This window comes from Marinomonas sp. BSi20584 (genome assembly GCF_002792415.1).
In the GTDB taxonomy this organism is placed as follows: domain Bacteria; phylum Pseudomonadota; class Gammaproteobacteria; order Pseudomonadales; family Marinomonadaceae; genus Marinomonas; species Marinomonas polaris.
The window spans coordinates 21,906-34,601 of the sequence record NZ_KZ454887.1 but is presented as its reverse complement, the minus strand read 5'-3'; the positions used below and the strand labels follow the sequence as shown (position 1 = coordinate 34,601).

General features: G+C 43.8%; 10 protein-coding genes. 6 read left to right on the top strand and 4 right to left on the bottom strand.

Annotated features, from left to right (window positions below; all coding sequences use genetic code 11):
* Nucleotides 1-11: 11 nt before the first annotated feature.
* The 6 genes from TY87_RS16615 (at nucleotide 12) to TY87_RS16590 (ending at nucleotide 7,184) form a co-directional block, all read left to right on the top strand.
* A complete protein-coding gene (locus TY87_RS16615; protein ID WP_072840374.1) occupies nucleotides 12-923 on the top strand; it encodes an EamA family transporter in 912 nt (303 codons plus the stop codon).
* The gene (locus tag TY87_RS16610) at nucleotides 899-1,540 is read left to right on the top strand and encodes a LysE family translocator (protein ID WP_100187924.1); all 642 of its coding nucleotides are present in this window, start codon (nucleotides 899-901) and stop codon (nucleotides 1,538-1,540) included. Before TY87_RS16615 ends, TY87_RS16610 begins: the two co-directional genes overlap by 25 nt.
* 60 nt (nucleotides 1,541-1,600) lie before the next feature.
* Complete coding sequence (gene epmA / locus TY87_RS16605; protein ID WP_100187970.1) at nucleotides 1,601-2,563, top strand: EF-P lysine aminoacylase EpmA; 963 nt, start codon at nucleotides 1,601-1,603, stop codon at nucleotides 2,561-2,563.
* Between the two features lie 69 nt (nucleotides 2,564-2,632).
* Nucleotides 2,633-4,957 carry an ATP-binding protein gene (locus TY87_RS16600; RefSeq protein WP_100187923.1) on the top strand — a complete coding sequence of 775 codons (2,325 nt, stop codon included), beginning with the start codon at nucleotides 2,633-2,635 and terminating at the stop codon, nucleotides 4,955-4,957.
* On the top strand, nucleotides 4,957-6,315 hold the full coding sequence (locus tag TY87_RS16595) for a sigma-54-dependent transcriptional regulator (RefSeq protein WP_100187922.1): 1,359 nt from the start codon (nucleotides 4,957-4,959) through the stop codon (nucleotides 6,313-6,315). Before TY87_RS16600 ends, TY87_RS16595 begins: the two co-directional genes overlap by 1 nt.
* Before the next feature lie 110 nt (nucleotides 6,316-6,425).
* Nucleotides 6,426-7,184, top strand: coding sequence for a sulfite exporter TauE/SafE family protein (locus TY87_RS16590; RefSeq protein ID WP_100187921.1), 759 nt, complete (start codon nucleotides 6,426-6,428; stop codon nucleotides 7,182-7,184).
* Between the two features lie 20 nt (nucleotides 7,185-7,204).
* Here TY87_RS16590 and ggt read toward each other — a convergent pair whose 3' ends face one another.
* The 4 genes from ggt to TY87_RS16570 all read right to left on the bottom strand — a co-directional run bounded on the left by ggt (nucleotide 7,205) and on the right by TY87_RS16570 (nucleotide 12,647).
* The gene (gene ggt / locus TY87_RS16585; protein WP_198432119.1) at nucleotides 7,205-8,965 is read right to left on the bottom strand and encodes a gamma-glutamyltransferase; all 1,761 of its coding nucleotides are present in this window, start codon (nucleotides 8,963-8,965) and stop codon (nucleotides 7,205-7,207) included.
* A 223-nt stretch (nucleotides 8,966-9,188) separates the two neighbouring features.
* Nucleotides 9,189-10,802 (bottom strand): TRAP transporter large permease, encoded by a 1,614-nt coding sequence (locus tag TY87_RS16580; RefSeq protein WP_072840368.1) that lies wholly within the window; start codon nucleotides 10,800-10,802, stop codon nucleotides 9,189-9,191.
* Nucleotides 10,803-10,817: 15 nt separating this feature from the next.
* A complete protein-coding gene (locus tag TY87_RS16575) occupies nucleotides 10,818-11,495 on the bottom strand; it encodes a TRAP transporter small permease (RefSeq protein ID WP_072840367.1) in 678 nt (225 codons plus the stop codon).
* A gap of 168 nt (nucleotides 11,496-11,663) precedes the next feature.
* Nucleotides 11,664-12,647, bottom strand: coding sequence for a TRAP transporter substrate-binding protein (locus TY87_RS16570; protein ID WP_100187920.1), 984 nt, complete (start codon nucleotides 12,645-12,647; stop codon nucleotides 11,664-11,666).
* Nucleotides 12,648-12,696: the final 49 nt, after the last annotated feature.

The following is a 12,696-nucleotide window of genomic DNA, read 5'->3' as shown; positions in this document are numbered from 1 at the left end:
AGGAACGAATAATGAAACTACGAGACTTTGGGTTGCTGTTTGCCTTGATGGCGTTATGGGGATTGAATTTCAGTGTGATCAAGCTTGGCGTGAATAGTGTTCATCCTTTAGTACTCACCGCGTTGCGATTTAGTTTTGCGGTGTTTCCTTTGATCTTTTTTATTAAGAAGCCAGATGTGCCGTGGCGCTATTTGATTGCTTATGGCTTGTCTTTTGGTGTCGGCGTTTGGGGATTAACGACCTTATCGATTGGCGCTGGTGTTTCGGCAGGAATGGCCTCTTTGTTATTGGATATGAGTATTGTTAGTAGTTTGCTGGTGGGTTGGTTATGTTTAAACGAAACCATTACTCGCAATAAGTTGCTTGGCGCTGGATTGGCTTTACTTGGACTTGCTTTGATCATTTACTCCGAAGGTGGTTCGGTGACTGGAAAAGGTTTAGTGCTGGTATTAATGGCGTCGGTGTTTTGGAGCGTTAATGGCTTGATTGTAAAACGCGCGAATACCAAAGCTATTTTTGCCTTTAATATCTGGGGAATGTTGTTTGCACCTTTGCCTTTGTTGTTACTAGCGGTTATTTTTGAAGGAACGCAAGTCGTCACTGAGTTGCCGAATCAATTTACCCAATGGACGCTGTTTTCCGCTTTGTTTCAAGCTTACCCAACGACATTATTGGGGTACTGGTTTTGGAATAAGATGATAATGAAATACTCAGTATCCAGTGTCGCGCCAATGACGTTACTGGTGCCTGTGTTTGGTATTTTTGGTGGTTATTGGTTTTACAATGAGCCAATAGAAACGAATCAGATAATCGCTGCTGTGCTGATTTTATTAGGTCTGTTTGTTGGGCAAATGGCATTGCCGAAATTGAGTTTCTTTAAAAGACTGAGAGGTGATTCATGCAAGAAATCCACTATGTCCTGATATTAATTGGTGCTTTTGTCGCTATGGCGAGTCCTGGGCCTGCGACATTGGCGATTGCATCTACGTCAATGAATCAGGGGCGAGTGCAAGGTTTGGCGTTAGCATCAGGCATACTCACAGGCTCGCTATTTTGGTCTTGTTCGGCTGCCTTTGGTTTAGGTGCTGTGCTGTATGCAAATGTCTGGCTATTCGAAAGCTTACGTTATGTCGGCGCAGTCTATTTATTATTCTTAGCTTACAAATCTTGTCGTTCGGCAATGACGAATAAATCAGATACGAGCAAAATGTTGGCCACGTTAGAGACTAAACAAACGTTTTTGCGCACTGCTTATTTTCGTGGTTTGGCTATCCACTTAACCAATCCTAAAGCGATTCTGTTTCTAGGATCGTTATTCGCCATGGGCATGCCGAGTTCGGTTTCCACACAAGGTTTGTTGTCTGTGATTGTCCTATTAACAATTCAAAGTGCCTGCATAAATTTGGGCTACGCTGTGTTGTTTTCGAATCCAAGAATTCGCCAAGGCTATTTTAAAATGAAACGCGGCTTTGATGTTGCCTTCGCGCTGATGTTTGGCGCTGCGGGCATTAAAATACTGCTGAGTAAAGTAAATATGTAACTCTGAATTTGTTATCATACATTTTATTTTCAGAGTGTTTTTTCTATGTATGACGCTTCCATGTGGCAACCTAGCGCTGATCTTTCGATTTTGCAAAAGCGTGCGCAGTTACTGAAAGCTATTCGCGCTTTTTTCGATACGCGTGAGGTGATGGAGGTGGATACTCAATGTCTGTCTCTGGGTAGTATTACTGATCCACATATTGAAGTCTTAACCAGTAAGACGCGCTCCCAAGGTGAAGACCTTACTTACTATCTTCAAACTTCCCCAGAGTTCGCCATGAAGCGTTTATTATGCGCAGGCTCTGGTTCTATCTATCAGTTGGGAAAAGTGTTCCGAGCCGAGGAAATTGGTCGCCGACATAGTATCGAATTTACTATGTTGGAATGGTATCGAGTCGGTTTTGATCACTGGCAATTAATGGATGAGATCCAACAGTTGTTGTCGGCACTATTGAATGAAGAGGCGCTGACTTGCGAACGACTCAGTTATCAAATGGCGTTTTTACGTCATACCGGACTTGATCCTTTCACCGCGACATTGTTCCAGTTACAAGAGTGTGCTCACGAACACACAGAATACGGTTTGCAGGAAGATGATCGCGATACCTTGCTTGAGTTACTTTTCTCGAGCGTGGTAGAACCGGCTATTGGTAAATACGTCCCTTGTTTTATTCATAGTTATCCTGCTTCTCAGGCCGCACTTGCCAAGACTCATCTTGATGAAAAAGGGCTGTTAGTAGCTGCACGATTTGAGCTTTACTGGCAAGGCATGGAGCTAGCTAATGGCTACCATGAACTCACTGATGCTAAGGAACAAGCAAGACGATTTGCTGAAGATAAAGAAACACGCAAGGAAATGCGCTTGGCGAATCGACAGTTTGATGAGCGATTAATCACAGCACTAGAAAACGGCTTGCCAGATTGTGCTGGCGTTGCGTTAGGAGTGGATCGCTTGTTGATGTTAATGTGTCATAAATCGCATATTGCTGAGGTGTTGCCCTTTGCTCATGCTAGGGCTTAATAATTTTACTCAAGGTAGCGCTTTTTGAGTTGAAATAAATGTCGAGATAATAATAACAAGGTATTTTAGGTGAGTGCATTGAAAGAAAAATACGGCTTTAGCATAAGATGGCTTTTTTCATCTAAACAGTTAATTTGGCTGTATCTTGGTGCCTTTTTTGTGGTGGTTTTGTTGATTTGGAAAGGCGGTGAAGCCCTGCGTAATCAACAAATCAAAGCGTTGCGTATTGATTCTTTTGAGCAGTTAAACCAACTTGCCAGTGTGTTGGAAAGCGCGATTGCCAAGTACCAACATATGCCGACGTTATTGGCGTCTAATGACCGAGTAAGAAAAGCCCTGCGAGACGGTTTCGACTCGGACATTAATCAGCTTAATCGTGAACTTGAGCAAATTAACCGCATCACCGAAGCCTCAGACAGTTATATTTTAAACACAGATGGACTAACGATAGCCTCGTCTAACTATCGAGAAGTTACTAGTTTTGTCGGTCGTAACTTCGCATTTCGACCTTATTTTAAAGACGCGATTCAAGGAAAACCGGGTCGCTATTATGCGCTTGGTACGACATCGAATCGCCGCGGTTATTACTTCTCTTATCCTGTCTATGAAGGCGATTCGATTATTGGTATTGCCGTTGTAAAAGTGGATTTGACCCAATTCGAAAAACGTTTTGCCAATCAGCATTATGAATTTTTGTTACTCGATCCGGATGGCATTGTGTTTAGCAGCTCGCGTGCTAACTGGTTGTATCGGGTATTGGGCGAGTTGTCTCATACTGAGTTGCAGCGTATTGCTGATTCACAGCGTTATTATGGTAAATCCATTGAAAAGCTGGCAATTGTTTATCAAAAGCCTTTTGATGAAAAATCGCAAATTGTTGATGTGTTAGAAAATACTGTTATAGATGGCACCGAAGAATTAGAGCGGCTGTCGTTTTTAAGGATGAGTCGCCCGATTCGCTTATTAGGCTTTCAAATTTCTATCCTTGCGCCTTTAAAAATCATCAATGAAGAAATCTCTTTATGGCGTACCATTTTTGCGGGTGGCGTGACTATTACAGCCTTGTTATTGGGTTTGGCTATGTTGCGTCGGCGCATGTTACGAGAGCGTTCTGATGCTAATGAAATGACGCGCCACAACCAAGCGTACATTCGTGAAGTGATTCAAAATACACAAGCGGGTTTGGTAACCTTGGATGAGCACCACAAAATAGAATCTTTTAATCCGGCGGTTGAAAAGCTGCTTGGTCAGCCGTTATCTCCTCTAGTTGGGCAGCCACTTGGCGTTTTATTTCAACCCGACGAGCAAGATGCGTTAGTTCTGTCTTCTCATAATGATTTTCTGGAAGCTGCTAATGATTTAGGTATTAAAGTGCTGACGCGAGAAGGGCGCTTATGTTATTCCGATCAAACAGTTCCGGTGGAAATGACCTTATGTAAGATGCAATTGCCGAATCGCCTAAGTTATTTGGTGACTTTTCATGACATGACCGAGCGTAAACGCTACGAGCAAGATATCACTCAAGCGCGTATTGAGCTTGAAGAACGAGTGAAAGAACGAACGTTTGAACTACAAGGTGCCAATACTCGTCTTCGCCATGAAATTGAAGAGCATAAAGGTACGCAACGAGAGCTGATCCAAACAGCCAAGCTTGCGGTATTAGGGCAATTAAGTGCGGGTTTGAATCATGAGTTGAACCAGCCTTTGACTGCGATTCGAGCTTTCGCAGGGAATGGATTGAAGTTTCTGGATCGCGGCCAGTACGAACAAGCCCATGCTAACTTGCAGCATATTAGTCAATTGGGTCATCACATGGGCGATATTATCGCTCGCTTTAAAGTATTTGCTCGTAAAGGTGACGTTCATCAAGGCCCTATTGCCGTACAGACTGCCATTATGGGGGCTATGAAAATTATGAGTCCACGCTATAAAGAAGTAGGTATTGAGCTGGTAGTCACGGAAGATCAAGGCTTTATTGTGAATGGTGACATGGTCTTTTTGGAGCAAGTGTTGGTGAATTTATTGGCCAATGCTGCTGATGCAATTTTAGAAACACCGAATAACCCACGACGAGTCCACATTGAGCAAATTTCCACTGTTAATCAAGTGATTATCTGTGTTAAAGACTCGGGGAATGGCTTAAGTGATGACGCTATTCGGCACCTTTTTGAACCTTTTTTTACTTCTAAATCTTCAGGATTGGGATTAGGACTAGGCTTGTCGATTAGCCAGCGTATCGTCGAGGCAATGGGTGGGCAAATTAGCGCGCAAAATCGAGATTCTGGCGGTGCCGAATTTTGTGTTAGGCTACCTTGCTTTAACCACCACTTATCTGAATTCCAGTCTCTTTCTAGAGAGTCTAAAGAATCTATAGATCCTAAAGAGGAAATCTAATGCCGGACAGCAAGCAAGTAATATTAATTGACGACGAGCAAGCGGTTCGTATGGCAATTTCTCAGACATTACAGCTTGAAGATTTTGATGTTATAGAGTTCGCATCGGCTCAAGGCGTGATTGAAAAGTTGTCTCTGGATTGGTCTGGCGTGATTGTAAGCGATATCAATTTGCCTGGCAAAAGTGGTTTAGAGCTGTTTGAAGAAGTTAAAAAAATTGATGCGGAAATCCCTTTTATTCTAATTACTGGCCACGGCGATATTAGCATGGCGGTGAGCGCTATTCGCGACGGTGCTTACGATTTTATTGAAAAGCCGTTTTCCAATGAAGACTTTCTTGAAGTGGTGCGTCGTGCCTCGGAAAAACGTCATTTAACCTTAGAGAACCGCAATTTACGTCTGGAATTGGCTGCGCAAAATGCGCCAGGTCCGCGGATTATCGGCAATACGCCAGGTATTCATCGTTTGCGTCAGGCGTTGTTGCATGTAGCGGATACTGGCGCGGATATTCTTATTCAAGGGGAGACAGGCACAGGTAAAGAGCTGGTGGCGCGTTACATCCACGAGCATAGCTCTCGTCGAGGTCACACTTTTGTGGCGATTAACTGCGGCGCAGTGCCTGATTCTATTATGGAGTCTGAATTATTTGGTCATGAAAAAGGCGCTTTTACCGATGCCAAAACACAACGTATCGGTAAGCTTGAGCATGCTAACGGTGGAACGCTCTTCCTTGATGAAATTGAAAGTATGCCGATGTCGATGCAAATTCGCTTGTTGCGGGTGTTGGAAGAGCGTCGCTTAGAGCGTTTGGGTTCCAATACAGCGATTGATCTGGATTTGCGTATTCTGGCCGCGACCAAGGTTGACCTGAAGCAACTGAGTGAAGGCGGCACATTCCGCGAAGACTTGTATTATCGACTCAACGTGGTGCGAGTAGATATTCCACCATTACGAGAGCGAAAAGATGATATCTCTCTACTGTGGCAGCATTTTTGTTTAGTGGCGATTGCACAATATAAGCGAGAGTCTGAGCCACTGTCGGCGGCGCGAATGCACAGCTTGTTGAGTTACGATTGGCCGGGGAACGTGCGTGAGTTACGTAATCTTGCTGAGCGTTATGTGCTGATGGGGGAAGCAGGTTCGTTTGAGTTTGATCAGATCATTATCAATGAAAATAATCCTGGTGTGATGACGCTCCCTGAGCAGTTAGAGCGCTTTGAAAAAACTTTATTAGAACAAGAGCTGCTGCGTCAGAAAGGCTCTATTAAAGACACCATGGATGCGCTTGGTTTGCCGCGTAAAACGCTTTACGACAAGATGCGTAAATATGATTTAGATAAAGATATCTACAAGCAGTAATTAGTACTCTTCTATCTTCTATATAACTTACAAGAATGGGCGAGCAGAGATTTCTGCAGCCCATTTTGCTATTCTTTCGACTTCATTCCTTTTGATCCCCTGTCGATTATATGGCCTTATCTGCACTGCTTTTTGACCAAGTTTCTCCGCATGTATTTACACTTCTTGTTATTGTGTCTGGGCTAACGTCTTTTTTTACCGCCAGCTTTGGCGCAGGAGGTGGTGTTATGTTGCTTGGTGTCATGGCACAAGTATTACCACCACAACTAATAATTCCGCTGCATGGTGTGGCGCAACTTGGTTCAAATGCTGGACGCGCAGCGATGAGTTGGCGACATATTGATTGGAAACTTATTAGTACGTTTTTACCCGGAGCGATGCTGGGTGCTTTCATTGGTAGTTTTGTCTTAGTTTCTCTGCCGCCAGCTATTATGTATCTAACGATTGCTTTATTTATCTTATATTTATGTTGGGGGCCGAAGCTTCCTAAGATGGTATTGGGTAATTGGGGAACAGCATTTGCTGGTGCTATCACTACGTTCATTACGCTTTTTGCTGGCGCAACTGGTCCATTAGTAGCAGCCTTTGTAAAGCAAATTCATGCGGATCGGTTTCGCACAGTTGCAACCTTTGCTATGGCGATGTCGTTACAGCATATTTTGAAGGTTGGGGTATTTAAGGTTGCAGGTTTTCCGTTAACAGCTTGGTTGCCTTTATTGGTATGTATGATTATCAGCGGTGCGATTGGTACTTGGGTTGGTCTTCGAGTATTAAAACGTATGCCAGATCGTTACTTTCATCGAATTTTTAATATTGTTCTTACTTTAATGGCGTTACGTTTAGTATGGCAGTCCTTTGCCTTACTATGACGTTTGTAGATAGCTTGATATTAGTCGCCTAAGACCAAACCTTCTCGTCTTGGGTCAGCCCCACCAAGTAAGCCGCCTTTCTCTACGACAATACCCTGTACACCAGAGTTTAAATCTTGCACAGATACTTTAAAACCCATGTCGGTTAGAGCCTTAGCGTAGGTTTCTGCTTCTGTGCCTTTTTCAAGATCGTAGGTGCTAAAGCGGTTGAGCATATTTGGCAGCGTGATGGCTTCCTGAATGTCCATGCCCCATTCAAGATGAGCAATAAGTGTTTTTGCTACGTAGCCGATTATACGAGAACCACCTGGTGAGCCAACAACCAAATAAGGTTTGTTGTCTTTCATCACTATGGTTGGTGACATAGAAGAGCGAGGGCGTTTGCCGGGTTCTAAGCGATTGGCAATTGGGAAGCCATCTTGGTGAGATTTAAATGAAAAGTCTGTCAGTTCATTGTTTAGTAAAAAGCCATTACTCATTAAATTCGAGCCAAAACCATTTTCGATTGTGGTGGTAACTGACACAGCATTGCCGTCTTTATCTACAATAGAAATATGGCTTGTGGAAGGTAACTCGATGGCAATGTCGTTAGCTTGTTTAATTGGATGACGCCACTCAGGTTCACCAGCTTCAACGCTTTCAAGGGCTTTGCCTTTAGTAATGAGTTTTGCACGCTCGGCTAAATAAGGTTTGTCCAATAAACCTTGTGGCATAGGTACAAAGTCTGTATCAGCTATGTAACGACCGCGATCAGCAAAGGCAAGACGCGATGCATCGCCGATGATTTGCCACGCTTCAGGTGAGTTTGGACCTAAAGCCGCTAGATCAAATTGTTCGGTAATACCAAGAATTTGGCCGACCGTTAATGCGCCAGAACTTGGTGGCCCCATGCCACAAATATCATATTCCTTATAAGGCAAGCACACCGGAGCTCGCTCTTTTACGCGATAGCTGAGAAAATCTTGTTCGGATAAAACTCCTGGGTTATCTAGCGCTCCACGTACCTGAGAGACAATCTTTTTCGCAATTTGTCCTGTGTAGAATTCATCAGCTCCATACGTAGCGAGGAAGCGTAAGGTTTCATAATATTGGGCGTTTTGTAAGCGGCTACCTGCTTCAAGTGGGGTGCCATCGAGATTAAAAAAGTAGGCTTTGGTTTCTGGATAACGAGCTAAGCGCTCCTCACTGCCTTTAATCGCATCTGCTAAGCGAGGAGATACAATAAAGCCTTCTTGCGCGAGCTTAGTTGCTGGCGCTAATAAATCTTCCCAAGGCATGGTGCCATAGCGGTCGTGCAATTCGCCCATTAATTTGACTGTGCCAGGCGTGCCGACAGAACGACCGCCAACAACGGCATCGTAGAAGGACAGTGGCTCACCATTTTCATCTTGGAAAAGTTCTGGTGTGGCTTCTTGAGGTGCTGTTTCTCGGCCATCAAATGTAGTGAGTTTTTGATTTGCTGCATCGTAATACACAACAAAAGCGCCGCCGCCTAAACCAGACGATTGAGGCTCAACTAAGCCAAGTACCATTTGTACCGCAACCAGAGCATCAATAGCAGAACCGCCAGCCTTTAACACATCGTAACCGGCTTTACTGGCTTCTGGATTGGCGGTAGCGACCATGAATTTCTGAGCGTGAGCTAGACTCTTCTTTTCGATACCACTCGCTTCTTCTGGCGCAACGCCATCAGCTGCTTGTTCTGCAGCTATACTGAATTGACTAACGGCAAGCAAAGGAACGAGGGTTAAGGCTTGTAACCAGCGCTTTTTTAGCATCATAAAATCCTTATTGATGAAAGTGGAAACTGTCTGGTCCCATCAAAACAAAAATACGCTGCTGCGTGAAGCCATAAAATAAACAATGATGTTATTTTAGAGAAAAGAAAACGAAAATGTCGCGTATCGTTCGTTTTGTGTAGGTATAAAAAAACGCCCCGGAGGGCGCTAAACTTTATAAATTTTTTGCATGTGTTGCTAAGAACACTTAGGACTAGAGGAATTGTTATTGAACGATTTCTGGTCCCATAATGCTGTACGGTAGCGCAGTAGATAGTGCAGGGATGTAAGTTACCATCACTAAGAACACCATCAATACTAATACGAACGGCATCGCAGCTTTCACCACTCGGGCTAAGCTCATACCCGTTATACTCGAGGTAACAAACAGGTTTAAACCAATTGGTGGCGTGATCATACCGATTTCCATGTTAACCACCATAATGATACCTAGATGAATTGGATCGACACCCAGCTCCATTGCAATAGGGAACACGATAGGAGCAACGATAACCAATAAACCTGATGGTTCCATGAACTGGCCACCAATCAACAACAAAATGTTAACGGCGATTAGGAAAGTGAACCAGTTAAAGCCAACGTCGAGCATCCATTCAGTGATTGCTTGAGGGATACGTTCTGCCGATAAGGTATGAGCAAACAACAAGGCGTTGGCGATGATAAACATCAACATAACCGTTGTTTTAGTACCTTCTAGCATTACTTTGCGAGACTCTTCACCGAACAAAGAAGGGAAGAAGCCGCGTAGCATCATGGACAAGTTACGTCCCCAGATTGGCGTGCCTGCAGCTAAGCAAGAGCCAACAGATTCTTCTAGTTTGCTTGAACGTTTATAGACATAGAAAATAGCGATAGCAATCGAGATGATGGCGCCCCACAATGCACGATCACCGCCAGTGACGGTTTCACTGTCTGCAAAAGCGAAGAAGGACATGATCTCCCACACAAGGAAGAAAGATACGCCATACACTGTACCGTTAAAACCAACACGGGCATGTGGTGCATCGTTATCGTTTGTCCATGTTTGGCCTTTTAAAGGACCCATGTCGCGGTAAACAAACAAGGCAATAAACATAGAGTAAACAGCAGCAACAACCGCCGCTTCAGTTGGTGTAAATACACCACCATAAATACCACCCATGATGATTACGACTAGGAACAATCCCCAGCCTGCTTCTTTACCACCACGAATTAGATTACCAAAACCTTTCCATTCTTCAGAAGGAAGGTTTTTGATACGAGCGACCACGTAAATCGCCAACATCAGCATACCGCCAGCAATTAACCCAGGAATCACCCCTGCTAAGAACATACGGCCAACTGAGACGTTTACAGAAGCCGCATAGACCACCATAACGATAGAAGGCGGAATCAAAATACCCAGCGTACCTGCGTTAGCAATGATACCGGCTGCAAAGTCTTTTGAATAACCTACTTGAACCATACCTGCAATAGCAATAGTACCAATGGCTACAACGGTTGCTGGAGAAGATCCAGACAAGGCTGCGAACATCATACAAGCCAATACAGACGCCATTGCCAAGCCGCCACGGAAGTGACCAACACTGGCAATTGCGAAGTTAATTAAACGCTTCGCTACGCCACCCGTCGACATGTAAGACGAGGCAATGATGAAAAACGGGATAGCCAACAACGTATAGTGCTGACCAACCCCAAACAGAGAAATCGCGACTGACGATAATGAGTCGTGAGAGAAAAAAGCAATAAACAGTATGGACGATAAGCCCAATGAAATACCAACCGGCAAGCCAATAAACAACAGGACGATTACTAATAAAAATAGAATGATTGATTCCACAATGATGCTCCTGCGCTAGTCTTTCAAGACGTTTTGGTTTTCTTTAACAAGATCTTGTGCCTCATGGCCACTGATCAACATGTCGCGTTTGCCGCGGGCAATATCGATGAATGCTTGTAAAGAACGATAAGAAAGTAAAGCCAAGCTGATTGGTAGAACAACAAGAACTATCCAGCGGTGAACACGAGGGCGTAAACCAAACATTTCTTGTACAAATTCAGGGTAACGAAGCTCTTCTGAACCTATGCCAATTTTGAACATTTTCAACCAATACTCGATAGCGCCACCACTAACGTCTACGCCAAGCATTGCTAGCCACGTAGAGTCTAGTAGGATAAGTCCGTAAAGCATGGCTGCTGCAGCACCAAATAAAGACAATGCTTTTGCGATGCGTTTTGGTACCGCATTTAAAACAATGTCGACACCTAGGTGAAGGTTGGTTTTAATACCGTAACTCATGCCTAATAGAATTAGCCAAGAGAAAGCCACCATGTTGAATTCAAGCGCTGCGTCCCAGCCAGTATTAAACCCATAACGAGCGATTACCTGACCAAAGGATACCGCCATGATTGACGAAATAACGAGGATCAGTAGGTTTTCTTCAGCTCGTTCCATGACTTTTGGGAAGCGCTTTTCTAATAGCCAAAGAACAATAATAAAAATAAGTAAGTAAAGATGCGGCCAATGTGCCATGGGGGTCTCCTTAACTAAGTGGACCAGAACAAGTTAAAGTGCAGCTTTGTGGGGTTTCTCGTAGGTTCTAGGATCAGTCGCTGATGAGAGATTGCGGACCAAGAAAGCACAGAATAAAACCACAAGAGCTGACCTGTTAAGGTCAGCTCGCTGCGGGATAAAAATAGATTAAGCGCCGGCAGCAGCGTCAATCAAATCTTTACCAATGTAGCTTTCAAATTGTTGCCAAACAGGTTTCATTGTATTCACCCATTCTTGGCGTTGCGCTGGAGTAAGTGTATTGATCTTGCCGCCAGCTTTGATTATGTTTTGACGGTTTTCTTCTTCCGCTGCTTTAACACTCAAGTTTGCTTCTTGTGTTACTTCATCCGCAATTTGAGTGAATTGAGCGCGGTCTTCTGGAGAAAGGCTCTTCAAAAATTCAGAAGATGTCATGAACAAGTAAGCCAACAACTGATGGTTAGTATCGGTTGTGCTGTCTTGAACTTCGTAGAATTTTTGCGTGTAAATGTTAGACCAAGTGTTTTCTTGTCCGTCTACAACGCCAGTTTGTAACGCGCCGTATACTTCAGAAAACGCCATAGCTTGAGGAGATGCACCCATTGCCGCGATCATTTGTTTTGCAACATCAGACGTTTGTACGCGGAATTTCATGCCTTTTGCGTCGCTAGGGACCAAAAGTGGTTTTTTGGCAGAAAAGTATTTCATACCAGACATCCAGTAACCTAAACCAACAAAGCCTGCGTAGTCATCCATTTCTGTTAATAGCGCTTTACCTTCTTTGGTTTTAGTAAAGCGAATTGCATGGTCCATGTCTTTAAAGATGAAAGGAAGGTCAAACACGCCATATTTATCAGTGTAAGAACCGAACTTAGAAAGTGATGGAGCAAGCAGTTGAACGTCGCCTAAAAGTAGAGCTTCAAGTTCTTTTGAATCACCAAATAGTGTGGAGTTAGGGAAAACTTCAACACACAATTTTCCATTCATTTCTTTATTTACACGTTCTGCGAAGCTATTTGCAGCAACCACTTTAGGATGAGTGGTACCGCCAGTTACGTGGCTGAATTTTACAACGCGCTCACCTGGATCGCAGGCAGCAATCGCAGTAGTAGCAGAAAGAGCAAGTGCTAAAGATGTTAGAGCAAGGCTGATTTTTTTTCATTTTTATAAAACTCCAAAAACTGAATTATTATTGTGTACC

Coding starts and splice junctions, on each gene's coding strand:
- TY87_RS16615 (WP_072840374.1), top strand. CDS start 12: ATGAAACTACGAGACTTTGGGTTGCTGTTTGCCTTGATGGCGTTATGG.
- TY87_RS16610 (WP_100187924.1), top strand. CDS start 899: ATGCAAGAAATCCACTATGTCCTGATATTAATTGGTGCTTTTGTCGCT.
- epmA (WP_100187970.1), top strand. CDS start 1,601: ATGTGGCAACCTAGCGCTGATCTTTCGATTTTGCAAAAGCGTGCGCAG.
- TY87_RS16595 (WP_100187922.1), top strand. CDS start 4,957: ATGCCGGACAGCAAGCAAGTAATATTAATTGACGACGAGCAAGCGGTT.
- TY87_RS16590 (WP_100187921.1), top strand. CDS start 6,426: ATGGCCTTATCTGCACTGCTTTTTGACCAAGTTTCTCCGCATGTATTT.
- ggt (WP_198432119.1), bottom strand. CDS start 8,965: ATGATGCTAAAAAAGCGCTGGTTACAAGCCTTAACCCTCGTTCCTTTG.
- TY87_RS16575 (WP_072840367.1), bottom strand. CDS start 11,495: ATGGCACATTGGCCGCATCTTTACTTACTTATTTTTATTATTGTTCTT.